General features: G+C 74.3%; 22 protein-coding genes. 18 read left to right on the top strand and 4 right to left on the bottom strand.

Features of this window, described 5'->3' with window-relative positions; translation table 11 throughout:
• Window positions 1-114 precede the first annotated feature (114 nt).
• From ACIBCJ_RS10380 to ACIBCJ_RS10300, 17 genes are all read left to right on the top strand, one after another.
• Window positions 115-1,776 carry a polyamine aminopropyltransferase gene (locus ACIBCJ_RS10380; RefSeq protein WP_365979394.1) on the top strand — a complete coding sequence of 554 codons (1,662 nt, stop codon included), beginning with the start codon at window positions 115-117 and terminating at the stop codon, window positions 1,774-1,776.
• An 89-nt stretch (window positions 1,777-1,865) separates the two neighbouring features.
• Window positions 1,866-2,717, top strand: a complete 852-nt coding sequence (locus ACIBCJ_RS10375) for an SRPBCC domain-containing protein (protein ID WP_365979393.1) — start codon at window positions 1,866-1,868, stop codon at window positions 2,715-2,717.
• 84 nt (window positions 2,718-2,801) lie between these two features.
• Window positions 2,802-3,590 (top strand): aldose 1-epimerase, encoded by a 789-nt coding sequence (locus ACIBCJ_RS10370; RefSeq protein WP_365979392.1) that lies wholly within the window; start codon window positions 2,802-2,804, stop codon window positions 3,588-3,590.
• Window positions 3,591-3,600: 10 nt separating this feature from the next.
• Entirely contained in the window at window positions 3,601-4,173 is a 573-nt protein-coding gene (gene pyrE / locus ACIBCJ_RS10365) for an orotate phosphoribosyltransferase (RefSeq protein ID WP_362099733.1), read from the top strand.
• A 145-nt stretch (window positions 4,174-4,318) separates the two neighbouring features.
• Complete coding sequence (gene fbaA / locus ACIBCJ_RS10360) at window positions 4,319-5,350, top strand: class II fructose-bisphosphate aldolase (protein WP_362099736.1); 1,032 nt, start codon at window positions 4,319-4,321, stop codon at window positions 5,348-5,350.
• Between the two features lie 69 nt (window positions 5,351-5,419).
• Window positions 5,420-6,874, top strand: coding sequence for an MFS transporter (locus ACIBCJ_RS10355; protein WP_362504729.1), 1,455 nt, complete (start codon window positions 5,420-5,422; stop codon window positions 6,872-6,874).
• Window positions 6,875-7,057: 183 nt separating this feature from the next.
• A complete protein-coding gene (locus ACIBCJ_RS10350) occupies window positions 7,058-7,471 on the top strand; it encodes a DUF3151 domain-containing protein (RefSeq protein ID WP_064728996.1) in 414 nt (137 codons plus the stop codon).
• A gap of 155 nt (window positions 7,472-7,626) precedes the next feature.
• Window positions 7,627-8,442 (top strand): tryptophan 2,3-dioxygenase, encoded by an 816-nt coding sequence (locus tag ACIBCJ_RS10345; protein WP_365979390.1) that lies wholly within the window; start codon window positions 7,627-7,629, stop codon window positions 8,440-8,442.
• Window positions 8,435-9,748: an aminotransferase class V-fold PLP-dependent enzyme gene (locus tag ACIBCJ_RS10340; protein WP_365979389.1), complete on the top strand. Its 1,314-nt coding sequence runs from the start codon at window positions 8,435-8,437 to the stop codon at window positions 9,746-9,748. Before ACIBCJ_RS10345 ends, ACIBCJ_RS10340 begins: the two co-directional genes overlap by 8 nt.
• A gap of 351 nt (window positions 9,749-10,099) precedes the next feature.
• A complete protein-coding gene (locus tag ACIBCJ_RS10335) occupies window positions 10,100-11,002 on the top strand; it encodes an alpha/beta hydrolase (protein WP_365979388.1) in 903 nt (300 codons plus the stop codon).
• Between the two features lie 219 nt (window positions 11,003-11,221).
• Window positions 11,222-12,211 carry an alpha/beta hydrolase gene (locus tag ACIBCJ_RS10330; RefSeq protein ID WP_365979387.1) on the top strand — a complete coding sequence of 330 codons (990 nt, stop codon included), beginning with the start codon at window positions 11,222-11,224 and terminating at the stop codon, window positions 12,209-12,211.
• Window positions 12,204-13,409: an acyltransferase gene (locus tag ACIBCJ_RS10325; RefSeq protein ID WP_365979386.1), complete on the top strand. Its 1,206-nt coding sequence runs from the start codon at window positions 12,204-12,206 to the stop codon at window positions 13,407-13,409. The genes ACIBCJ_RS10330 and ACIBCJ_RS10325 overlap by 8 nt, the downstream gene beginning before the upstream one ends.
• Window positions 13,402-14,862 carry a sensor histidine kinase gene (locus tag ACIBCJ_RS10320; RefSeq protein WP_365979385.1) on the top strand — a complete coding sequence of 487 codons (1,461 nt, stop codon included), beginning with the start codon at window positions 13,402-13,404 and terminating at the stop codon, window positions 14,860-14,862. The genes ACIBCJ_RS10325 and ACIBCJ_RS10320 overlap by 8 nt, the downstream gene beginning before the upstream one ends.
• Window positions 14,859-15,551, top strand: coding sequence for a response regulator transcription factor (locus ACIBCJ_RS10315; protein ID WP_365979384.1), 693 nt, complete (start codon window positions 14,859-14,861; stop codon window positions 15,549-15,551). The genes ACIBCJ_RS10320 and ACIBCJ_RS10315 overlap by 4 nt, the downstream gene beginning before the upstream one ends.
• 200 nt (window positions 15,552-15,751) lie before the next feature.
• Window positions 15,752-17,098, top strand: coding sequence for a histidine kinase (locus ACIBCJ_RS10310; protein WP_362099763.1), 1,347 nt, complete (start codon window positions 15,752-15,754; stop codon window positions 17,096-17,098).
• Complete coding sequence (locus ACIBCJ_RS10305) at window positions 17,095-17,760, top strand: response regulator transcription factor (RefSeq protein WP_362099766.1); 666 nt, start codon at window positions 17,095-17,097, stop codon at window positions 17,758-17,760. Before ACIBCJ_RS10310 ends, ACIBCJ_RS10305 begins: the two co-directional genes overlap by 4 nt.
• 173 nt (window positions 17,761-17,933) lie before the next feature.
• Window positions 17,934-19,163, top strand: coding sequence for a cytochrome P450 (locus ACIBCJ_RS10300; RefSeq protein ID WP_365979383.1), 1,230 nt, complete (start codon window positions 17,934-17,936; stop codon window positions 19,161-19,163).
• Here the strand turns inward: ACIBCJ_RS10300 and ACIBCJ_RS10295 are convergent.
• The 3 genes from ACIBCJ_RS10295 to ACIBCJ_RS10285 all read right to left on the bottom strand — a co-directional run bounded on the left by ACIBCJ_RS10295 (window position 19,146) and on the right by ACIBCJ_RS10285 (window position 22,083).
• Window positions 19,146-19,412: a hypothetical protein gene (locus tag ACIBCJ_RS10295; protein ID WP_365979382.1), complete on the bottom strand. Its 267-nt coding sequence runs from the start codon at window positions 19,410-19,412 to the stop codon at window positions 19,146-19,148. The genes ACIBCJ_RS10300 and ACIBCJ_RS10295 overlap by 18 nt on opposite strands.
• A gap of 131 nt (window positions 19,413-19,543) precedes the next feature.
• Window positions 19,544-21,169, bottom strand: a complete 1,626-nt coding sequence (locus ACIBCJ_RS10290; RefSeq protein WP_365979381.1) for an ABC transporter permease — start codon at window positions 21,167-21,169, stop codon at window positions 19,544-19,546.
• A complete protein-coding gene (locus tag ACIBCJ_RS10285; protein WP_365979380.1) occupies window positions 21,166-22,083 on the bottom strand; it encodes an ABC transporter ATP-binding protein in 918 nt (305 codons plus the stop codon). Before ACIBCJ_RS10285 ends, ACIBCJ_RS10290 begins: the two co-directional genes overlap by 4 nt.
• 74 nt (window positions 22,084-22,157) lie before the next feature.
• On the opposite strand from ACIBCJ_RS10285, the gene ACIBCJ_RS10280 reads away from it, so the two are divergent.
• A complete protein-coding gene (locus ACIBCJ_RS10280) occupies window positions 22,158-22,664 on the top strand; it encodes a MarR family transcriptional regulator (protein WP_362099781.1) in 507 nt (168 codons plus the stop codon).
• A 46-nt stretch (window positions 22,665-22,710) separates the two neighbouring features.
• Here the strand turns inward: ACIBCJ_RS10280 and ACIBCJ_RS10275 are convergent, their stop codons facing one another.
• Window positions 22,711-23,628 carry a diacylglycerol kinase family protein gene (locus tag ACIBCJ_RS10275; RefSeq protein ID WP_362099784.1) on the bottom strand — a complete coding sequence of 306 codons (918 nt, stop codon included), beginning with the start codon at window positions 23,626-23,628 and terminating at the stop codon, window positions 22,711-22,713.
• Window positions 23,629-23,791 lie beyond the last annotated feature (163 nt).

Raw genomic sequence — 23,791 nt, 5'->3', positions numbered from 1 at the left:
ACGGCCGACGGCATGAGCGGGTGGGGGCCGGATAAACCCGTGATGCCCGAAGGGATCCGAGTTTCACACGTGTGGGTGACGAAGCGCAGTGAGGGTGTGACGTAACGTCACTCCGTGATCGAACCGCACGCGCCCGCCCCGCCCGGCTCCCCGCCGTCCTGGGACGGCCCCCGCGGTCCCCGCGGCCCCGAGGCGCCCGCGCGGCTGCCCGTCCGTCCGGCCGTCGGCCGGTTCCTGGTGCTGGCGGGCGTGTTCGTGTGCGCGGCCTGCGGGCTCGTCTACGAACTCGAACTCGTCGCGCTCGCCTCGTACCTGATGGGCGACTCGGTCACCCAGGCGTCCGTGGTCCTGTCGGTCATGGTCTTCGCCATGGGCCTCGGCTCGCTCGCCGCCAAACGGCTGCGCGGCCTCGCGGCGGCCGGCTTCGGCGCGCTCGAGGCCGTCCTCGCCCTCGTCGGCGGCTCCAGCGCGATGGTGCTGTACGCCGCCTTCGCCTGGACCGGCGGCTGGGGCGGCCTGTGGGGCGACGGACCGCGCGTCCTGCTGGTCACCTTCTCCCTGGCCATCGGGGTGCTGATCGGCGCCGAGGTGCCGCTGCTCATGGAGCTGATCCAGCGGGTGCGCAGGCAGGACCCCGGCGGCGCCGTCGCCGACCTGTTCGCCGCGGACTACGTCGGCGCGCTGGTCGGCGGCCTCGCCTTCCCCTTCGTCCTGCTGCCCTTCCTCGGCCAGCTCACCGGCGCGCTGCTGACCGGCACGGTCAACGCCGTCGTCGGCGCCGCCCTCGTCCTCGGCCTGTTCCGGCGGGACCTGACCCGCCGGTCGCGCTGGCTGCTGCTGACCGCCAACGCGGTCGTCCTCGCCCTGCTCGCCACGGCGACCGTCCTCGCCGACGACTTCGAACGCGCCGCCCGGCAGGCCGTGTACGGCCAGGACGTCCGCGTGGCCGTGCGGACCGACGTGCAGGAGGTCGTCCTCACCGGCGACACCGACGGGCGGCCCCTCGACCTCTTTCTCGACGGCCGGCTGCGGGTGCGGGACGGCGACGAACGGCGCTACCACGAGGCGCTGGTGCTCCCCGCCATGAACGGCCCCCACGCGCGCGTGCTCGTCCTCGGCGGCGGCGACGGCCTCGCCGCGCGGGAGATCCTGCGTCACCCCGGCGTGCGCCGCCTCGACGTCGTCGAACTCGACCCCCAGCTCGCCCGGCTGGCCCGGCAGGACCCCGGCCTGTCCGCCCTCAACGAGCACGCCTACGGCGACGCGCGCGTCCACGTCGTCACGGGGGACGCCTTCCACCGGCTGCGCGCGACGCCGTCCGCGACGTACGACGTGGTGATCTCGGACCTGCCCGACCCGTCCGCCACGGCGAGCACGAAGCTGTACTCGCAGGAGTTCTACGGGCTGCTGCGGCGGGTGCTCGCGCCCGACGGGCGGCTGGCGGTCCACGCGGGCCCGCCGGTCGCGCGCCCCCGCGCCTTCTGGACGGTGGACGCCACCCTCCGCGCGGCCGGCCTGCCGGCCGTCGCCTACCGCGTCGGCGCCCGCCACCCCGGCTCGGCGGCAGGCCCCGGGCGCACCACCGCGGCCCTGCGCGCCCCGCGCGGCTGGGGCTTCCTCCTCGCCGCCCGTACGCCCCCCGCCCTGCGCCTCGGCCCGGCGGCGCCCCGCCCGCACACCCTCACCCCCGAGTCCCTGGCCCGGGACGCCCGCGACGCGGCGCGCACCCGGCTCCCCGGGCTGCCGCCCTCCACGCTGGTGCACCCGCGGTACTGAGTCCGGCGGGCGGCCGATCGGCCCGACGGCGCGATGACCCCGGCCAACCACCCCGGCCGACCACGCCGGGAGCGGTAGGCTGCGCTGCCATGGAGCATGAGGTGTTCGTTCCGGTTCCGGCCGAGCGGCTCAGGGACGTGCTGGCCGACCCCCTCCGGGTCGCCCGGGCGGTCCCGGGGCTCCAGCAGGACGCCGGCGCCGAGCCTGTCGCGGGCCGGCTGAAGGTGCGCATCGGCAGTCACTCCATCACCTACCGCGGGTCCCTGCGCCTGTCCGGGCCCGAGGACGGCGCGTACGCCGTCGAGGGCGAGGCCACCGAGTCGCGTGGCACCGGCGAGGTCACGCTGGCGCTGACCCTCCGCGTGGACGACGCCGACGGCGGCAGCACCCTCGCGTTCACCGGGACGGCCACGGCGGACGGGCGTGTCACGGAGCTGCCGCCGGAGTCGGTCACGTCGGCCGCGGCCCGGCTGCTCACCCGGTTCGCGGAGAACCTCGGTACGGCGGCGCAGGCACCCCCCGCCGCGGCACCGGAGCCCGCACCGGAGGCGGAGCCCGAAGCGCGCCCCGGCTCCGTCTCCGACACCGAGGTCCCCCCGCCGTCCCTGGCGGACACCGACGGCACCGACGACACCGCGGCCGCGAGCGGGCACGACGCCGGGACCGACGGGCACGACTCCGGGGACGGTGGAGGAGCGCCGGAGGAGGCCCGCGCCGAGCCCGCCGTCCAGCCTCCCGCCGAGGCCGCGCACGCGCGCCGCACGATGATCGGCCGCAGCGCCGAGGAGGTGGACCACGCCCCGCCGCGCGGCCGCTACGCCCCCGTGCCCGCGCCGCAGGCGAACGCGGTCGGCGCCCCCCTGCGCTGGGCCGCCCCCGCGGCGGCGCTGGTCGTGGCGTCGGCGATCGTGGTGGGCCGGGCGCTGCGCCGCCGCCGCTGAACCGCTTCCTCGAACCGCTCCCCGACAGGCCGCGGGGGCGGCGACCGAGTGGGGCGCCCTTGATCGCCCCAGTAGGGTCATGGCGTGAGCAACGAACCCATCACGCTGACCGCGGGTGACGCGGAGGCGACCGTGCTGCCGGGCAACGGCGGCCGGATCGGCGGGCTCCGCGTCGGCGGCACGGAACTGCTCCGCCAGGGCGAGCGCTACGGCTGCTTCCCGATGGTCCCCTGGTGCGGACGCATCCGCGACGGCCGCTTCAGCGACGGCGCCGCGGTCCACCGGATGCCCCTGAACTCCCCGCCGCACGCCATCCACGGCACCGCGCGCGACGCCGCCTGGCGCACCGCCCGCGTCACCGCGGACGAGGCCGTCCTCACCTACGACCTCGGGGATCCCTGGCCCTACTCCGGCCGCGTCACGCAGGTGATCGGGCTCGGCGAGGACGCGCTGACGCTGACGATGTCCGTGGAGACGTACGAGTCGTCCTTCCCGGCGCAGATCGGCTGGCACCCCTGGTTCAACCGGACCCTCGACGGCGCCGGCGCGCAGATCGCCTTCGACCCCGCCTGGCAGGAGGAGCGCGGCGACGACCACCTCCCCACCGGCAACCGCGTCGAGCCGAAGCCCGGCCCCTGGGACGACTGCTTCGGCATGCCGGACGGCGTCGACGTCACGCTGACCTGGCCGGGGCGGCTGGAGCTGAAGGTGACCAGCCCCGAGCCGTGGGTCGTGGTGTACGACGAGCAGGAGGCCGCCGTCTGCGTGGAGCCGCAGACCGGGCCGCCCAACGGGCTGAACACCCTTCCCCGCCTGGTCACGCCCCTGGAGCCGCTGGAGGCCACGACGACCTGGGCCTGGCGGCGCCTTTAAGCTGGCGTACATGACGGACGTCAACGAAGCAGTGCCGCAAGGCGCACGCGGCGCGCTGCTGCAGCAGATCAAGGACAAGGCCGTGGTGCACGGCAAGGTGACCCTCTCCTCGGGCCTGGAGGCCGACTACTACGTCGACCTGCGCCGCATCACCCTGGACGGCGAGGCCGCGCCGCTGGTCGGGCAGGTGCTGCTCGACCTGACCGCCGACCTGGAGTTCGACGCGGTGGGCGGGCTGACCATGGGCGCCGACCCGGTCGCCGCGAGCATGCTGCACGCCGCCGCCGCGCGCGGCCGCAGGCTGGACGCGTTCGTCGTCCGCAAGGCCGCCAAGGCGCACGGGCTGCAGCGCCGCGTCGAGGGCCCGGACATCAAGGGCCGCCGCGTCCTGGTCGTCGAGGACACCTCCACGACCGGCGGTTCCCCGCTCACCGCCGTCGAGGCCGTGCGCGAGGCGGGTGCGGAGGTGGTCGCGGTCGCGACGATCGTGGACCGGGCGACCGGCGCCGCCGAGAAGATCCAGGACGGCGCGGGCGTGCCGTACCGGTACGCGTACGACAAGGACGAGCTGGGCCTGGACTGAGACCGGGGGCCGAGACGGGGCCGGGGTCCGCTCGGGTATTCCCGTCCGGTCTGGAAGGATGGGGCCGACGATGACGTCGCCCCCCAGTCCTAGGTCAGGGCCATAAGCAACAACACGCCCACCCGCACATACAAGGAGCGGACAGATGCCCATCGCAACTCCCGAGGTCTACAACGAGATGCTGGACCGGGCGAAGGCAGGAAAGTTCGCCTACCCCGCCATCAACGTGACCTCTTCCCAGACGCTGCACGCGGCCCTGCGCGGATTCGCGGAGGCGGAGAGCGACGGCATCGTCCAGATCTCCACCGGCGGCGCCGAGTTCCTGGGCGGCCAGCACAACAAGGACATGGTGACCGGCGCCGTCGCCCTCGCCGAGTTCGCGCACATCGTCGCCGAGAAGTACGACGTCACCGTCGCCCTGCACACGGACCACTGCCCGAAGGACAAGCTCGACGGGTACGTCCGTCCGCTGCTTGCGGTCTCCGAGGAGCGCGTGAAGGCGGGCCGCAACCCGCTCTTCCAGTCGCACATGTGGGACGGCTCGGCCGAGACCCTGGCCGACAACCTCTCCATCGCCCAGGAGCTGCTGGAGCGCGCCCGCGCCGCCAAGATCATCCTTGAGGTCGAGATCACCCCGACCGGCGGCGAGGAGGACGGCGTCTCCCACGAGATCAACGACTCCCTCTACACCACGGTCGACGACGCGGTCCGCACCGTCGAGGCCCTGGGCCTGGGCGAGAAGGGCCGCTACCTGCTCGCCGCGTCCTTCGGCAACGTGCACGGGGTGTACAAGCCGGGCAACGTCGTGCTCCGCCCCGAGCTGCTCAAGGAGCTGAACGAGGGCATCGCGTCGAAGTACGGCCAGCCGGCCGGCAGCAAGCCGTTCAACTTCGTCTTCCACGGCGGCTCCGGCTCCTCCGCCGAGGAGATCGCCACCGCCCTGGAGAACGGCGTGGTCAAGATGAACATCGACACGGACACCCAGTACGCCTTCACGCGTCCGGTCGTCGACCACGTGTTCCGCAACTACGACGGCGTCCTCAAGGTCGACGGCGAGGTCGGCAACAAGAAGACCTACGACCCGCGCACCTGGGGCAAGCTGGCCGAGGCCGGCATGGCCGCGCGCGTCGTGGAGGCCTGCGGCCACCTGCGTTCGGCGGGCCAGAAGATCAAGTAACTCCCGGTCGACACGACCGTACGCACGAGCCCGGCGCCCTTCGCGCCGGGCTCGCTGTATACCTGGGGCATGCCCGACGTCCGGCTCGCCTCACCGCAGGGCAAGTGGATCCTGCTCACCACCGTCCTCGGGTCCAGCATGGCCCTGCTGGACTCGACCGTCGTCAACGTCGCGCTGCCCCACATCGGGCGCGACCTCGGCGCGGACCTCGCCGCGCTGCAGTGGACCGTCAACGCGTACATGGTCACGCTGGCCGGTCTGATCCTGCTCGGCGGCGCCCTCGGCGACCGCTTCGGCCGCCGCCGGATCTTCGTGCTCGGCGTGCTGTGGTTCGCCGCCGCGTCCTTGCTGTGCGGCCTCGCGCCGAACGCCGGTGTGCTGATCGCCGCCCGCGCTCTCCAGGGGGTCGGCGGGGCGCTGCTCACGCCGGGCTCCCTCGCCCTGATCCAGGCCTCCTTCCACGCCGACGACCGGGGCCGCGCCGTCGGCCTGTGGTCGGGGTTCGGGGGCGTCGGCGCGGCGGTGGGGCCGTTCCTCGGCGGCTGGCTGGTGGACGGCCCGGGCTGGCGCTGGGTGTTCCTGCTCAACGTCCCGCTGGCGCTGCTGTGCGCGCCGGTCGCGCTGCGGCACGTGCCGGAGTCCTCGGACCAGCGCGCCCACACCCGCTTCGACGTGCTCGGTGCCGCCCTGTGCGCGGCGGCCCTCGCGCTGCTCACCTACGCGCTGATCGAGGCCCGTACGGCGTCCTGGGCGGTGGCGGTCAGCGCGGTGGCCGGGGTGGTGGCCGCCGTGGCCTTCGTCCTCGTCGAACGGCGCGGCAAGGACCCGATGATGCCGCTCGACGTCTTCTCCTCCCGCCAGTTCACGGCGGTCAACCTGGTCACGCTGTGCGTGTACGCGGCCTTCGGCGGCTTCTTCTTCCTGGCCGCGCTGCAGCTCCAGGTCGTCGTCGGCTGGTCCGCGCTGGCCGCCGGCACCGCCCTGCTGCCGACCACCGTCCTGATGCTGCTGCTCTCCGCCCGCTCCGGCGAACTCGCCGAGCGCCTCGGCCCGCGCCTCCAGCTCACCGCCGGTCCGCTGCTGTGCGCGGCCGGGATGCTGCTGATGCTGCGGGTCGGCCCCGGCGCCTCCTACCTCGCCGACGTGCTGCCCGCCCTGCTGGTGCTCGGCCTCGGCATGGTCACGCTGGTCGCGCCGCTGACGGCGAGCGTGCTGGCCGCGGTGGACACCGCGCGCGCCGGTCTGGCCAGCGGCATCAACAACGCGGCGGCCCGCGCGGCGGGGCTCGTCGCGGTCGCCGCGCTGCCGCTGCTCACCGGCATGGGGGAGGAGGCCTACCGGTCGCCCGCGGCGTTCGACGACGCGTTCGGCCCGGCGATGCTGATCTGCGCGGGCGTCCTGGTGGCGGGCTCCGTCATCGCCTTCGCGACGGTGCGCCGCCCCGCGCCGGACTGCGTCCGCCCCGAGTGCCGCACCCACGGATCGGTGCTGACGCCGCCGCTGGAGCGGGAGCGCGGCGCCTAGCCGCGCGGGGTGCACCGGGTGCCTTTCCGGCCGAGGGCCGGGCCGTGCCGATGCCGCCGGGGGCGCGGGGAACCGCGCGACCAGCCACGGCGCACCCGCGGCCGGCGACGGAACCGGACGCACCGGCGGACCCGTCCCGCGGACCCGTCCGGCCGACCCCGGCGCATGCCGCAGACTTGTCCCATGGCCATTCACGAGAACCTCCTCGGGGGACCGCCCCCGACCCACCTCCCCGACGACCCCGGGCCGCGCGAGCTGCTGGCCGGCGGCACCTCCCCCGCCGACGTCGCCGCGAAGTACCCGACGTCCTCGCTCGCCTGGGCCCGGCTGGCCGACGAGGCGTTCGAGCGGGGCAGCGTCGTGGAGTCGTACGCGTACGCCCGTACGGGCTACCACCGCGGCCTCGATGCCCTGCGCCGCAGCGGCTGGAAGGGCCACGGCCCGGTGCCCTGGGAGCACGAGCCGAACCGCGGCTTCCTGCGCGCCCTGCACGCCCTCGCCCGCGCCGCACAGGCGATCGGCGAGAAGGAGGAGTACGAGCGCTGCAGCCAGTTCCTGAAGGACTCCTCGCCGGAGGCGGCCGAGGTGCTCGGCTGAGTCCGCGCAGGCGGGAGGGGGCCCGCCCGCCCGTGGTGGGCGGGCGGCCCTTGCGGTTTCCTGCGACCATTGCGGAGGATGCCGTGTGGGGACCGGGGCCCCGTGCCGGTAACGGCAGGGCGGACCGCTACCCGTAGTGCCATCAGGAGACAGCGATGTCCCACGACGCCCCGAATCTCGACTTCGAGGGCAGCACGCCGTACGAGGACTACGTCAAGGCGGACGTGCTCACCCACCTCCAGCACACCCTCTCCGACGATCCCGGAGAGATGGTCTTCCTGGTCACGACCCAGGTCATGGAGCTGTGGTTCACCGTCATCGTCCACGAGTGGGAGACCGCGGCCCGCGCCCTGCGCGAGGACCGGATCCCGGTGGCGACCGACGCGCTCAAGCGCTCGGTGCGGGAGCTGGAGGCGCTGAACGCCTCCTGGACGCCGCTCGCGGGTCTCACGCCCGCCCAGTTCAACTCCTACCGGTCCGCCCTCGGCGAGGGTTCCGGCTTCCAGTCGGCGATGTACCGCCGCCTGGAGTTCCTCCTCGGCGACAAGTCCGCGTCCATGCTCGTCCCGCACCGCGGCGCCCCGCGCGTCCACGCGGAACTGGAGAAGGCGCTGCACGAGCCGAGCCTGTACGACGAGGTGGTCCGGCTGCTCGCCCGGCGCGGCCACGCCATCCCCGACGCCGTGCTCCAGCGTGACGTCACCCGGAAGTACGAGGCCGCCCCCGAGGTGGAGGCCGCCTGGACGGCCGTCTACTCCGGCGACCAGAACGGCGAGCTGGCCCGCCTCGGCGAGGCCCTCACCGACGTCGCGGAGCTGGTGTGGCGCTGGCGCAACGACCACCTGGTCGCCACCCGCCGCGCGATGGGCTCCAAGACCGGCACGGGCGGCTCCGCCGGGGTGGCCTGGCTGGAGAAGCGGGCCCGCAACAACGTGTTCCCCGAGCTGTGGACGGCGCGGTCCTATGTCTGAACCGCTCGACCTCAAGAACGCGGCCGAAGCACTCGACGCCGCCGACCCGCTGGCCGCACTGCGCGCGCGGTTCGTCCTCGACGACGTCACGTATCTCGACGGCAACTCCCTCGGCGCCCTTCCCGCGCACGTCCCCGCGCGCGTGGCGGACGTCGTACGGCGCCAGTGGGGCGAGTTGCGCATCCGGTCCTGGGAGGAGAGCGGCTGGTGGACCGCGCCCGAGCGGATCGGCGACCGCATCGCCCCGCTGGTCGGCGCGGCCGCCGGGCAGGTCGTCGTCGGCGACTCGACGAGCGTCAACGTCTTCAAGGCGCTCGTCGCCGCGGTGCGCATGGCACAGGCGGACGGTGCGACCGGCGGGACGGGCACGGGCGGTGACGGGACCGGCGACCGGACCGGCGACCGGACCGGCGGGGGCGGCGACCGGACCGGTGGGGGCGGGCCGGTCCGGGACGAGATCCTGGTCGACGCCAGCACCTTCCCCACGGACGGGTACATCGCCGAGTCGGCGGCGCGGATGACGGGGTGCACCCTGCGGCCGCTCACCCCGGCCGAGGTGCCGTCGGTGCTGGCGGACCGGGGCGATCGCGTCGCCGCCGTGCTGCTCAACCACGTCGACTACCGCACGGGCCGGCTGCACGACCTGCCCGCGCTCACGGCCGCGGTGCGCGCGGCGGGGGCGTACGTCGTCTGGGACCTGTGCCACAGTGCGGGCGCGCTGCCGGTCGGGCTCGACGAGCACGGCGTCGACCTGGCGGTCGGCTGCACCTACAAGTACCTCAACGGCGGCCCCGGCTCGCCCGCGTTCCTGTATGTGCGCCGCGACCTCCAGGCCCGTTTCGACTCCCCGCTGCCGGGCTGGAACTCGCACGCCGAGCCGTTCGGCATGCGGTCCGCCTACGCGCCGGCCTCGGGCGCGGCGCGCGGCAGGGTCGGTACGCCGGACATCCTCTCCCTGCTCGCCCTGGAGGCGGCGCTGGACGTGTGGGACGAGGCCGGGGTCTCGGTGGCGGCGGTGCGGACCAAGTCACTCGCGCTGACGGACTTCTTCCTGCGCTGTGTCGAGGCGTACGTCCCGGACGGCCGGGTGGAGTCCGTGACCCCACGGGCGCACGCCGAGCGGGGCAGCCAGGTCGCGCTGCGCTGCGACGACGCGGGCGACGTGATGAAGCGGCTGATCGAACGCGGGGTGGTCGGTGACTACCGCGCTCCCGATGTACTGCGCTTCGGCTTCACCCCGCTGTACGTCGGCTTCGCGGACGTGGAGCGGGCGGCGCGCGTACTGGCCCGGGCGCTGGCGGACTGAGCCGGGCACCGGCGGGGTTGAGCCGTGCGGGCGGGTCCCGGGGGTGCGCCGTGGGACTCGGTCCCGGGATGGGCCGCGGGGCCGGGTCCCGGGGTGGCTGAGCGGTGGACGGTGCCCGGCGCGGCGCGGCGGGGCTCGGTCCGGGGTGAGCCGTGGACGGCCCCCCCCGGGATCCGCCGCGGGAGGGGCCCGGGGCGAGCCGCGGGGTGGGGGCCGGACGCGTGCTCGTCCGGTCCTCACCCAGCGTCACATCCCCGTGTCCGCGCACGTCACCGGCCTGATAACGTCCCGCCAACGGCCGATTCCCCACTCGCGGTCCGCCAACACCGTTTCGTCGCTGAGAGGTTGAGCATGCCGGACGCCGCCGCAGAACCGGGCACCGCTGCAGCGAGGAACGCCGCGGAGGAGAAATCGGCCCTCTCCCACCCGGCCGTCGCGCCCGACTCCACCGCCGGCTACGGCGATCACCCCGACCAGGTGATCGACTTCTACGTGCCGCGCGGCGAAGCCGGACCGGGCGCGGCCGCTCCCGTGGTGGTGGTCCTGCACGGCGGTTCGTGGCGCGCTCCGTACGACCGGCACCACATCAGCCCGTTCGCCGGTTTCCTGGCCGGGCGGGGCTTCGCCGTGGCCAGCGTCGAGTACCGTCGCGGGGCCGAGGGTCCCGACGCCGGGGGCTCCGGAGGCCCTGTGGCCGGGCGCTGGCCCGACACGTTCGACGACGTGGCCGCAGCGCTGGACGCGCTGCCGGAGCTGGTCCGACGGCACCTGCCGGGGGCCGACGTCCGCCGTACGGTGCTCACCGGCCACTCCGCCGGCGGTCACCTCGCCCTGTGGGCGGCCGCCCGGCATCTGCTGCCGGCGGACGCCCCGTGGCGGACCGGCCGCCCGGCCCCCCTGCGGGGCGTGGTGGCCCTCGCCCCGATCGCCGACTTTGAGGTCGCCGACAAGCTCGGCGTGTGCGGTGGCGCGGCGCGGCAACTGCTCGGCGGCGGCGAGCTGTTCGCCGAGCGGCGGCCGTACGCCGATCCCGCCCTGCTGCTGCCCACCGGGATCGCGACGACCCTCGTGCAGGGCCGTGCCGACGTGGACGTGCCGCAGGCGGTGGCCGAGGCGTACGCCGACGCGGCGGCGCAGGCCGGCGAGGTGGTGGGGGTGACGCTGCTGGAGGACGTGGGCCACTACCCGCTGATCGACCCGGTGGCGGACGCGTGCGCGGTGGTGGCGGAGGAGATCGCGCAGCTCGCCTGGTGAGCGGGAGCGGGGAGGGTGTGTGCCGCGAAGAACGTGAACACGTCCGCCGGGAGTGTCCTCGACCCGCTCGAACGAGCGGAAGGCGGGTGCCGTCGTACCCGTAATACCTGAGAGCTACCTCGCAGGTGAGTTCCCTGGCGGGACGCGGGTTACCCGGCCCGATTCATAACTTCCCTCTCAGACGCGCCCGATGGACGGGCGTGGCGGAGGGGAGAGGCCATGAGGCCGGGGACGACGGTACGTTGGCGGCGGCGGGTGGACAGATGGCGCCGCGCCGGTTGCGCCGCCCTGATCACCGGTGCCGTGGTGCTCCCCCTCTCCGCCGCCGCGCGGCCCGAGATCCCCGCCCCGGCCCCCGCCTCGACGGCGGCCCCGACGGCCGGCACGCTGGACAAGATCTACGCCGTCCACCGGGCCGACGCGGCCCGGGCGTCCCGGATGGCCGCCGACCACGGCGACCGGCACCGCGCAGCGGCGGACCGTGCGATGGCGGACCCTTCCCGCCACCTCCTCGCCTTCGACGGCCGGGGCGCCGGGCTGGCCACCGAGGTCTTCGGCGACCTCGCGCGGGCCGACCGCGTCGCCGTGCTGGTGCCGGGTTCCGACACCGGTCTCGACACCTACGGCCGGTTCCGGGCCGCCGCCCTCGCCCTGCACCGGCAGCTCGGCGCCGAGGCTCCCGCGGGGACCCGTACCGCCGTCGTGGCCTGGCTGGGCTACGAGACGCCGGGCACCGTCAGCACCGCCGTCGCCACGACCGCACGCGCCGACCGCGCCGCACCCGCGCTGCGCGACCTGGTGGACGACCTGCACCGGATCACCGGTCCGGCCACCCGTCTCGCCCTCCTCTGCCACTCCTACGGCTCGGTGGTCTGCGCCCGCGCCGCCGGCGGCCTGGACGTCGCCGACATCGCCCTGGTGGGCAGCCCCGGCACCGGCGCCGACACCGCCGCCGGCCTGCACACCGACGCCCGGATATGGGCGGGCCGGGGCGCCGACGACTGGGTGGAGCACGTCCCGCACGTCAGCGCCCGCCTGTTCGGCAGCACGGTCGGCTTCGGCACCGACCCGGTCTCCCGGGACTTCGGCGCCCGGGTCTTCGACGCCGGAGACGGCGGCCACAGCGACTACTTCGACACCGGCTCCCGTTCCCTGACGAACCTGGCCCGGATCGCCCTGGGCGAGCCCGCGGAGGTGACCCATGGCTGACCCGGCCCCGGTGCTCTCCCGCCGCGCCCTGCGCCGCGCCGCCGCCCGCCTCGACGCGGCCACCCCCGAGGGCCGGGACCGCGCCGTCGACGCCCTGCGAGCCTTCGCCATCCTCGGAGTGGTCCTCGGGCACTGGCTGGTGACCGCCCTGGTCGCCGACGGCCCCGACCTGCACGCGGCCAGCCCCCTCCAGGACATGCCCTGGCTGGCCCCGGTCTCCTGGACCTTCCAGACCCTCGCCGTCTTCTTCCTCGTCGGCGGCCACGTCGCCACCCGCGGGTACGCGTCGGCCCGGGCCCGCGGCGACTCCTACGGCCGCTGGTTGACCGCCCGGCTGTCCCGGCTCTTCCGGCCGGTCGCGGCCGTCCTCGGTCTGTGGGCGGTGACGGCGGTGCTGCTGCTCCTGACGGGCGCGGAGTTCGTGACCGTCCACACGCTGGTGAAGCTGGCGCTGTCCCCGATGTGGTTCCTGCTGGTCTTCGCCGCGCTGACGGCGGCGACGCCGCTGCTGACCCGGCTGCATCCGCTGTGGCCGCTCGTCGTCGTCCTCCACGTGGACCTGCTGCGCTTCGGGTTCGGCGCCCCGTCCTGGCTGGGGTGGGTCAACCTCGCGGCCGGCTGGCTCGTCCCCTACACCCTCGGCGCCGCCTGGACCCGCGGCGAGCTGGACCGGCGCCATGCGGGCCGGATCCTGCTCGTCGGCGGCGCGGCGGCGACCGCGGCGCTCGTCGCCTGGGCGGGCTACCCGGCGTCGATGGTCGGTGTCCCCGGCGCGCCGGTGTCGAACCTCAACCCACCGACCCTGGCCGCCGTCACCTTCGGCCTGGCCCAGTGCGGCCTCGCCCTGCTGCTGCGCGAGCGGCTGCGCCGTGCGATGCGGCGCCCCGCGGCATGGGCGGCGGTCGCGCTGGTGAACCTGTCCGCGATGACGATCTTCCTCTGGCACCAGACGGCGTTGATGGCGACGACGGCCCTGGGTCTGCCGGCGGGCCGCCTGCCCGGCCTGCACACGCGTCCCGACGGTCTGGACTGGGTCGCGGCCCGGCTGGCCTGGCTGCCGGTGTTCGCGCTGGTCCTGGCGGGTTGCTGGGCCACCTTCCGCACCTGTGAGCGCGGCACGGGCCGCCGGCGTTCGACGGTCGTGCGTACGCATCGCCCCCATAGCCGCCCGAGGACGCCAGGGGTGCGCCATGTCTAGGGTGGGGCCCGTGACGCGATGGGGGAGACGGCAGTGGGACCGGTCACGTGTCCGCGCCGGGCGCGCGTGGGGCGTGCTGCACGACGACCTGTGGACCTGGCGGACGGACCCGCTGCCGCCATCGGTGTGGCTGCGCTGGTTCCCGCACGGGGTGGTGTGTCTGGCCGCCTTCGGGGTGCTGCTCGGCGACGCCGCCCAGCTCAACGATCACAGCAAGCTGGCGCCGGAGTTCGCGTTCGTGATCGCTCTGGGGCAGGCGTCCGCGATGGTGCTCGCACTGTGGCGGCCGCTCCCCGCCTGGTGGCTGTCGACGGCGGCCGCCGTGGTCGGGGCCCTCGCGGTGCGGCTGGACGCCGAGGACTACAAGTTCACCTGGCCATGGACCGCGGCCGGGCTCATCGCTCACATGTTCGTGTTGCTGCTGCTCGCTCTGCGGGTCCGCACCCGGGTGGCTGTAGAGGCCTTCGCCCTGAGCGCGCTGGTCACCTACATCCTCGAGGGACTGATAGGCGCGCGGAACTACCAGCCCACCGGCTGGCTGGCGGTCGCACTGTTCACGGTCGTGGTCCTTCTGGGCAGCGCCCTGCGCGGCCGCAGGGAAGCCCGCAGGCAGTTGGCGCAGCAGACGTCGCTGACCGCCGAGGAGCGGGCCCGGCGCACGCTGCTGGAGGAGCGTGGCCGCATCGCGCGCGAGCTGCACGACGTGGTCGCCCACCACATGTCGGTGATCTCCATCCAGGCCCAGGTCGCGCCCCTCCTCGTCGAGGACCCACCGGACGAGCTGAAGGAGAACCTCGCCGGCATCCGGCAGAACGCGCTGGAGGCCCTCACCGAGCTGCGCCGGGTGCTGGGCGTGTTGCGCTCCGAGCACCCGGACGCGCTGGAGACGCCGACGGGAGACGACGCCGCCCCGCACGCCCCGCAGCCCACCCTCGACCGGCTCGACGCCCTGGTGGAGAACACCCGGGCCGCCGGGCTGACCGTCACCACCGGTGCGAGCGGGACCCGCAGACCGCTGCCGCCCGGCGTGGAGCTGTCGGCGTACCGGATCGTGCAGGAGGCGCTCAGCAACGTGCTGCGGCACGCGCCCGGGGCGAGTGCCCGGGTCCACCTCACCCACCTCCCGATCGGACTGCGCGTGGAGGTCTCCAACACCCGGCCTAAGCACGCACCGCCACCGTCGCAGGGAGCCGGGCACGGGCTGCTCGGCATGCGCGAGCGGGTGGCGATGCTCGACGGCACGCTGACGGCTCACCCCATGCCGGGCGGCGGCTACCAGGTGGCGGCCTTCCTGCCGGTCGACGACCTCGCCCCGGGTCCCGACCTCGCCCGCGGCCCCGACCTCCCCTCTCCTGCCGACCCCGCCTCCGCCTCCGACCGCACGCCTCCCCCCGGCCGTCCCGCGGTCCCTCACCCCACCCCCATCCCTCCGACCGAGGACGACACCAGATGACGACGACGACCAGCCGCGACGGCCGCCTGATCCGCGTGCTGATCGCCGACGACCAGCAGATGGTCCGGCAGGGCTTCTCCGTACTGCTCAACACGCAGCCCGACATCGACGTGATCGGGCAGGCGGTGGACGGCCTGGACGCCGTGGCCAAGGTCGCCGAGCTGGCCCCGGAGGTGGTGCTGATGGACATCCGCATGCCCGAGCTGGGCGGTATCGAGGCCACCCGGCGCATCACCGCGGCGACCCCCGAGGTCAGGGTGCTCGTGCTGACCACCTTCGACCTCGACGAGTACGTGTACGAGGCACTGCGTGCGGGGGCCTCCGGGTTCCTGCTCAAGGACGCCTCCGCCGACCAGCTCGCCGAGGCCGTCCGGGTGGTGGCCGCCGGTGACGCCTTGCTCGCGCCGGGGATCACGCGGCGGCTGATCTCCGAGTTCGCCCGGCTGGACGACCGGCCGCCCGCCCCGCTGAAGGCCCGTGTCGGCGAGCTGACCGAGCGGGAGACGGAGGTGCTCGCCCTCATCGCGCAGGGCCTGTCGAACGCGGAGATCGCCCAGCGTCTGGTCGTCGCCGAGCAGACGGTGAAGACGCACGTGGGCAGGATCCTGGTGAAGCTGGGCCTGCGGGACCGCACGCAGGCGGCGGTGTTCGCGTACGAGTCGGGCTTGGTGCGCCCGTCGGGGTACTGACGTCTCGGTCTGGGGTTCTGAGCCTTTGGTCGCGGTGCCGCGGTGCCGCGGTGCCGCGGTGCTGTGGTGCTGTGGTGCCGAGCCGTGTGGGTGGGCAGGCGGGCTGTCCGTCCTCACCCCCGTAGTACCTGAGACGGATGCGTCAGGACCCCTCTCACTGGTGACGACGCCGTACCCGTGCTGCGCCTACCGTTGCCAACGTGACCGAGACGACCCAGATGCGGACCCCGCCCCCCGGAGAGGGGAGCCGATCGCGCAGCCCCGAGTACCGGCTGGCGGAGAATGCCCTCAGCGGGCTGCGCGAGGACCTGTTCCACGACGCCTTCGCCTACCGGCCGTTGCCCCGCGCCGGCACGGACGGTCCGGTGTTCCGCCGTCTGCCGGCCAGGCTGAAGCCCCACGCGGCGCGCCTCCCGCACGCCGTGGTGGCCGCCCTCGCCCTGCTGTGTTTCTACGCCGGGGCGGTCGAGGGGGCGACCGACGGCCCGTTGGCCCTGCTGAGCGGGCTGGTGTGCGCGGCGCCGGTGCTGGCCACCCTGGTCCGGCCGGTCGGTGCCTTCTGGATGTCGATGGCGGCGACCCCCGTGGTCGCGCTGCTCGGCAGCAGCTGGGGGGAGTGGCCGTGGCTGCCCGGCGCCTTCCTGTGCCACACGGTGGTCCTGGTGATCGTGGCGATACGCACCCGGCCCCGGACGGCCGCGTGGATGTGGACCTTGACCGCGGCGTACGGATTCCTCAACGACTCCTTCTGGGGCGCCGGGCACTACGGGAGCAACTCCACCCCGCTGCTGGTCCTCACCGCCTTCGCGCTGCTGTTCATATCGGTCTGGCACATCCGGCGCGACGCCCGGCAGCAGGTGACCGCCGAGCAGACGGTCACCGCGCACGAGCGTTCCCGGCGGACCCTGCTGGAGGAGCGCACCACCATCGCCCGCGAGCTGCACGACGTGGTCGCGCACCACATGTCGGTGGTCGCCATCCAGGCGGAGGCCGCGCCCTACCGGGTGGAGAATCCGCCGGAGGAGCTGGAGCGCGCCTTCGCGACCATCCGGGAGAACGCGGTGGCGGCCCTCACCGAGCTGCGCCGTGTCCTGGGAGTCGTCCGCGCCGAGGACTACGAGGCCCCGGACGCCCCGCAGCCCACGCTCGCGGACCTGGACGCCCTGCTGGCCAACGTGCGCGATGCGGGTCTGGCCGTCGACAAGGCGGTGACCGGAGCGGTGCGCGAGCTGCCGCCCGGCGTGGAGCTCTCGGCGTACCGGATCGTGCAGGAGGCGTTGAGCAACAGCCTGCGCCACGCGCCGGGCGCGACGGCCCGGGTCGAGGTCTCCTACGTCCTGGGCGGCCTGGGCCTGCGGGTGGTCAACACCGCCGTCCCGCAGAACACCCTGGTCAAGCCGTCACCGGGGGCGGGGCACGGCATCACGGGGATGCGTGAGCGCGTCTCCATGCTGAATGGTGAGATGACGGCGGGACCGACGGACGACGGAGGGTACGAGGTGGCGGTGTTCCTGCCGGTCCCCGCTCAGGCCGAGGGTGACGCATGACGATCCGGGTGCTGATCGCCGACGATCAGATGATGGTGCGGGAGGGCTTCTCGGTCCTGTTGAACGCGATGCCGGACATCGAGGTCGCCGGTGAGGCGGTCAACGGCCGGGAGGCGGTGGCGAAGGTCCGCGAGCTCGCTCCGGACGTCGTGCTGATGGACATCCGTATGCCCGAGTTGAACGGTATCGAGGCGACGCGGGAGATCGTCGCGGCGGACGGCACGTCGAAGGTGCTGGTCCTCACCACCTTCGACCTCGACGAGTACGTGTACCAGGCGTTGCGCGCGGGCGCGTCCGGTTTCCTGCTCAAGGACGCCTCGGCCCGGCAGCTCGCGGACGGTGTCCGGGTGGTGGCGGCCGGCGAGGCCCTGCTCGCCCCGTCGATCACCAAGCGCCTGATCACCGAGTTCTCCAAGCTCTCCGAGACCCCGCGCCTGATGCCCTCGGCCCAGGCGGCCTACGGCGACCTGACGGAGCGCGAGACGGAGGTGCTGGTGCTGATCGCGCAGGGCCTGTCCAACGCGGAGATCGCCGAGCGTCTCGTGGTCGCCGAGTCGACGATCAAGACCCACGTCAGCCGCATCCTGGTGAAGCTGGGCCTGCGCGACCGCACCCAGGCGGCGGTCTTCGCCTACGAGGCCCGCCTGGTGACCCCGGGCTGACCGGACCCGCCGGTGACCCGGGCTGACCGGCACCGGCCTCGCACCACACACACGTGTGTCTGCCCCTGCTTGTGCCCCCATGGCCGAACCGGGACAGGCGACGAGGGCCCGGCGCTCCTCCGGCCGTGTCCGTCCCCTTCCGCGGGCGGCTCCTCGTTTCCTATGGTCCGTCCATGACGGCTGCAACCGATGAGTCCGACCTCGCGTTCGACCCGTGGGACCCGGCGTTCCTCGCCGACCCGTACCCCGCCTTCGCGGAGCTGCGGGCGCGGGGGCGCGTGCTCTACTACGAGCCGAGCGACCAGTGGCTGGTGCCGCACCACGCGGACGTCTCGGCGCTGCTGCGCGACCGCCGCCTCGGCCGGACCTACCGGCACCGTTTCTCGGACGAGGACTTCGGCCGCACCGCGCCCCCGCCGGAGCAGGAGCCCTTCCACACGCTCAACGACCACGGGATGCTCGACCTGGAGCCGCCGGACCACACCCGCATCCGGCGTCTGGTGTCGAAGGCGTTCACGCCGCGCACGGTGGAGCGGCTGAAGCCGTACGTGCACGGGCTGGCGGACGACCTGGTGTCCCGGCTGGTCGCGGCGGGCGGCGGCGACCTGCTCACCGACGTGGCCGAGCCGCTGCCGGTCGCCGTGATCGCCGAGATGCTGGGCATCCCGGAGTCCGAGCGTGCCCCGCTGCGCCCCTGGTCGGCAGACATCTGCGGGATGTACGAGCTGAACCCGTCCGAGGAGACGGCGGCGAAGGCGGTGCGCGCGTCGCTCGACTTCTCGGAGTACCTGCGCTCACTGATCGCGGCGCGTCGCAAGGAGCCCGGCGACGACCTCATCTCGGGTCTGATCGCGGCGCACGACGAGGACGACGACCGGCTCACCGAGCAGGAGATGATCTCGACCTGCGTCCTGCTCCTGAACGCCGGCCACGAGGCCACGGTGAACGCCACCACCAACGGCTGGCTGGCGCTCTTCCGCCACCCGGGCCAGCTGGCCGCCCTGCGCGCCGACCCCTCCCTCGTCCCGTCCGCCGTGGAGGAGCTGATGCGTTACGACACCCCGCTGCAGCTCTTCGAGCGCTGGGTCCTCGACGAGATCGAGATCGACGGCACGGTCCTCCCGCGCGGCGCCGAGGTGGCGATGCTGTTCGGTTCGGCCAACCACGACCCGGCGGTCTTCGACGCCCCGGACCGCCTCGACCTCACCCGCCGGGACAACCCGCACATCTCCTTCAGCGCCGGCATCCACTACTGCATCGGCGCCCCGCTGGCCCGCATCGAACTGGCGGCGTCCATGGCGTCCCTGCTGGAGCACGCCCCCACGCTGCGCCTGGCGGCGGAACCGGAACGCAGGCCGAACTTCGTGATGCGCGGACTGACGGGGCTACGCGTGGAACTGTGACGAGCGCGGGCGCCGGCGCCGCCCCAGCAGCCAGGCGCCGAGCCCCCAGAGCACGGCGGGCACGACGGCCCCGGCGAGGAAGACCAGCGGCAGCTCGGTGAGGACGGCGCCGAAGTCCTGCCCGTTGTTCTCGAACCCGTTGCCCAGGTGCCGCTGGGTCCGCGAGGTCCGCCCCCAGACGACCACCGCACCCACGGCCCCGGCGATCGAGACCGCACACCCACCGCCCGCCACCGCATCCCGACCCATACCTGCCCCGACGCTCCCACCCGCCCGGGCGGTTCTCCCCCCGCCCGGGCGGTTGCGCCCGCCTCCCGAGCCGGCGTCACACGTCGTCAGGTCCCCGCCGTCGGAACACGTCATCAGGCCCCGCCGTCACCTCACGTCGTCAGGTCGCGCCGTCGGAGGCCGGCCAGACCCGCCCCCACCAGCACCACCGCGAGCGACGTGAGCACCAGCACCGGCGGCCAGTCCATCCGCCCTCCCGGCAGCTTCGGCAGGTGGCCGTAGGGGGACAGGTCGAGGACGGCCGGCGGTACGTCCAGGGCCGGTCCGACCCAGCCGAGGAGCAGTACCGCGCCCGCGACGGCCCACGCGGCCGGCGCCGCCCGGGGAAGCAGGCCGTGCAGCAGGACCGCGGCCCCGCCGATCACCCACACCGCGGGCAGCTGCACCAGGCACGCGCCGATGATCGCCCCGGAGTCCCGCCCGTACCCGGCGGCGAAGCCGAGCCCGGCGAGCAGCATGAGCAGCACCGCACCGCCGAAGGCGATCACCAGGTGCCCCGCGGCCCAGCGCAGCCGGCCCACCGCGCCCGCGAGCACCGGTTCCGCGCGCCCGGAGGTCTCCTCGCCGCTGAGCCGCAGCACCGAGGCGACCACGTACAGCGCGGCGACCAGTCCGAGCATGCCGACCATCGCCGACACGAACGCGTCGGTGAGCCCGGCCTGTCCGCCCATCCGCTCGATGACGCCGCGGGCCTGCTCGTTGTCCCCGACGAGGTCGGCCGCGCCCTCCGTCACCCCGCCGTAGACGAGACCGGCGAGGAGGAAGCCGACGCTCCAGCCGAGGACGCCGCCGCGCTGGAGTCGCCAGGCCAGCGCACCGGCCGTCCGCAGGCGCCCGGCGGCCGGTCCCGGGCGGGTCGGCAGGAAGCTCATGCCGAGGTCCCGGCGCCCGGCGAGCCCGTAGGCCACCGCCGCCTGCGCCACCGCGGCGCCCACGATCAGGAGCAGCACCCACCATCGTTCACCGGCGAAGGCCCGCAGGTTCGACAGCCAGCCCAGCGGCGACACCCACGTCCATACCGACGACCCGTCGTCCGTTCCCGAGTCGCCCGCCGCGCGCAGGACGAAGGCCAGACCCAGCACCGCCGCCGTGAGTCCCCGGGCGAGCCGTGCGCTCTCGGTCAGTTGGGCGACGATCGCCGCCGTGGTCGCGAAGAGCATGCCGACGCCCGCGATGCCCAGGCCGAGGGCGGCCGCGCCGGCCGACCCCTGCCCGGCCAGGCCCGCGGTGATCAGCAGGGCCAGGGCGGCGTTGGCGACCGCCGCCGTGAGCAGCGCCGCCGTCAGCGGGGCCCGGCGGCCGACCGCCGCGGAGACGACGATCTCCTGCCGCCCGCTCTCCTCCTCGTCCCGGGTGTGCCGTACGACGATCAGCAGGCTCGTCACGGCGGCGAGCGCGCCGGCGTACAGGCCGACGCGCCAGGCGGTGAGCGCGCCGAGACCGTCGCCGAAGACGGGGCCGACCAGGGCCCGCAGGGAGGAGTTGGTCCGCATCTGCCGCAGCAGGTCGGCGCGTTCGGCGGCGGTGCCGTACAGGCCGTCGAGGGTGCTCGGCATGGAGAGCACCATGAGGGCGTTCACCGCGACCCAGACGGGGATCAGTACGCGGTCGCGGCGCAGGGCGAAGCGCAGCAGGGTGCCGGTGCCGGCCAGTTGCCGCGAGCTTTTGCGCCGGGTGGTCGTCAAGGCCGGGGTGGTGGCGCCGGCGGTGGCGGTCATCGTGCCGTCACCTCCGCACCGGACACCGCGTCCCCGGCCTGGTAGTGCCGCAGGAACAGCTCCTCCAGCGTCGGCGGCGTGGACGTCAGCGACCGCACGCCCGTCTCGCTCAGCGACCTGAGCACGGCGTCCAGCTCGCCGGTGTCCACCTGGAGCCGGACCCGGTGCCCCCGGACATCGACGTCGTGCACGCCCGGAAGCTGCGCCAGCCCGTTCGGGGCGGCCGCGAGTTCGGCGGTGACACTGGTCCGGGTGAGGTGGCGCAGGTCGGCGAGCGAGCCGCTCTCGACGGTCTGCCCCTTGCGGATGATGCTGACCCGGTCGCACAGCTCCTCGACCTCGCTGAGGATGTGCGAGGAGAGCAGCACCGTCCGCCCGCGTTCGCGTTCCTCCTCCACGCAGCGCCGGAAGACCTCCTCCATCAGCGGGTCGAGTCCGGAGGTGGGCTCGTCGAGGATCAGCAGGTCGACGTCGGAGGCGAAGGCGGCCACCAGGGCCACCTTCTGCCGGTTGCCCTTCGAGTACGTGCGGCCCTTCTTGGTCGGGTCGAGTTCGAAGCGCTCGACCAGGTCCGCGCGGCGGCGGGGGTCCAGTCCGCCGCGCAGCCGGCCGTAGAGGTCGATGACCTCGCCGCCGGAGAGGTTGCGCCACAGCGTCACGTCGCCCGGGACGTACGCGATCCGGCGGTGTGCCTGGACCGCGCCCGCCCACGGGTCGCGGCCGAGCACCTGCGCGGCGCCGCGGTCGGCGCGCAGCAGGCCGAGCAGGACGCGGATGGTGGTGGACTTGCCGGCTCCGTTGGGGCCGAGGAACCCGTGCACCTCGCCGGTCTCGACCTCCAGGTCGAGCCCGTCCAGCGCGCGGGTGCGTCCGAACGACTTGTGGAGTCCGGAGACGCTGATTGCCTTCGTCATGGTTCGGAAAGTACGCTTCTTTCAGAAATTTGTGAAGTTAAGAAACAGTCAAGAGGGTGAGGGATGATCGGAGGATGAGGCAGTCAGCGGAGCAGGCGGAACCGGGGCGCGACCCCGAAGCGGTGTCGAAGTTCGTGGAGGGCTTCGCGGCCCAGCTCGTGGAGGCCGGGATGCAGCGCATGCCGGCCCGGGTCTTCGCCGCGCTGCTGGCCTCCGACTCGGGCTCCCTGACCTCGGCGGAACTCGGCGAGAGCCTGCGGGTCAGCCCGGCTGCCGTCTCCGGCGCCGTGCGGTACCTCGCGCAGCAGCACATGGTCGCGCGCGAGCGCGAACCCGGCTCACGCCGGGAGCGCTACCGGGTGCACAGCAACCAGTGGTACGAGGCGCTCACCAACCGTGAGGCCGTCCTCAAGCGCTGGGAGAGCGCCCTGCGCGAGGGCGTCACCAGCCTCGGCGCCGACACTCCGGCGGGCCGGCGCATGGCCGAGACGCTCGCCTTCTTCGAGTTCGTCGACGGTGAGATCGCGGCCATGATGGAACGCTGGCGCGTGCATCGGGAGAAGACCTTCGGGCAGGGGTGAGACCGCCGCCGCCCGCCGCCCGCCGCCCGCCGCCCGGCCCCGCCGCTCAGGTCGCCGGCAGCGTCAGCCCCCACGCCCCCTCGCGCGCCACCCACGTCCGGGTGCCCACCGGCCCGCACACCACCGCGTCGGCCCGGTACCGGAAGTGCGCCCCCGACACGGTCACCGTCCGCCCGCTCACCGTCAGCGGCGACGCCTGGGCGCCCACCGACAGCGGCCGTACCTCCACCACGGCCGCCCCCGCCGCGCCCGGCGTCACCGACACCCCCTCGACCGGCTGGTCCAGGTCGACCAGCGTCGAGCCGTCCACCTCCACCCGCAGCCGCGCCGGACCGGCCGCCCCCGGCGCGAGAGCGGTGCGGGCCGGACGCGAGGACGCCAGCGTCCGGACGAGCGACTGGCAGGTCCGCAGCCAGGGACGGAGCGACGCCGGTCCTCCCGGGCCGGCGACCGGGTCCTCCCGTCCCGGTACCCGTCCCGGGAGCGGCACCGGGAGCGGCGGAATCGCCACCGTCCCGAGCACCACCCCGTCCCTGTCGTCGACGAGCAGGTCGAGGCGCCGTTCCGCGCCGTCGAGGACGGTCCGCGCCGCCGCCACGGCGCCCGTCGGCAGCCCCAGCGAGCGGGCGAGGCCGAGCGCCGGGCCCACCGGCACCATCGACAGCGCGCACTCCGCCAGCTCCCGCTGCCGGTGCAGCAGGGCGACGGCCCGCAGCAGGGTGCTGTCGTCCCCCACCACCACGGGGCGCCGCGAACCGCGTCGCCCGAGCGCCCGCGCGAACTCCTCCGGACCGTCGGGCAGACACACCTTCGTGTGCGACGCACCCGCGCTGAGCACGTCTTTCGCGATCCGGACGGACTCCCCGTCCGTCCGTCGGGCGACCGGATCGACGACCACCAGAAGCGGATCGGACCTCGCGGATGAGTTCGCGGAAGAGCTCGCGGAAGTCGCCACCTCGGCCATGCCTCGCTTCCTCGGGTAGCATCTTGGTGCAAGAGCCCCTTGCGCTGTTGCGCCAGGGGCTTCGTCTATTCCGGGGCACCCGGTCCGACGGTTGGCGGCCAACGACGGTCGCGGTGTACGTGGCGGAAATCCGTCGCATACGCCCTCGACCATGGACATGCCC

It is taken from the genome of Streptomyces sp. NPDC051136, assembly GCF_044455745.1.
In the GTDB taxonomy this organism is placed as follows: Bacteria; Actinomycetota; Actinomycetes; order Streptomycetales; family Streptomycetaceae; genus Streptomyces.
The sequence above is the reverse complement of the archived record's forward strand: the minus strand, read 5'-3'. Positions and strand labels throughout refer to the sequence as shown.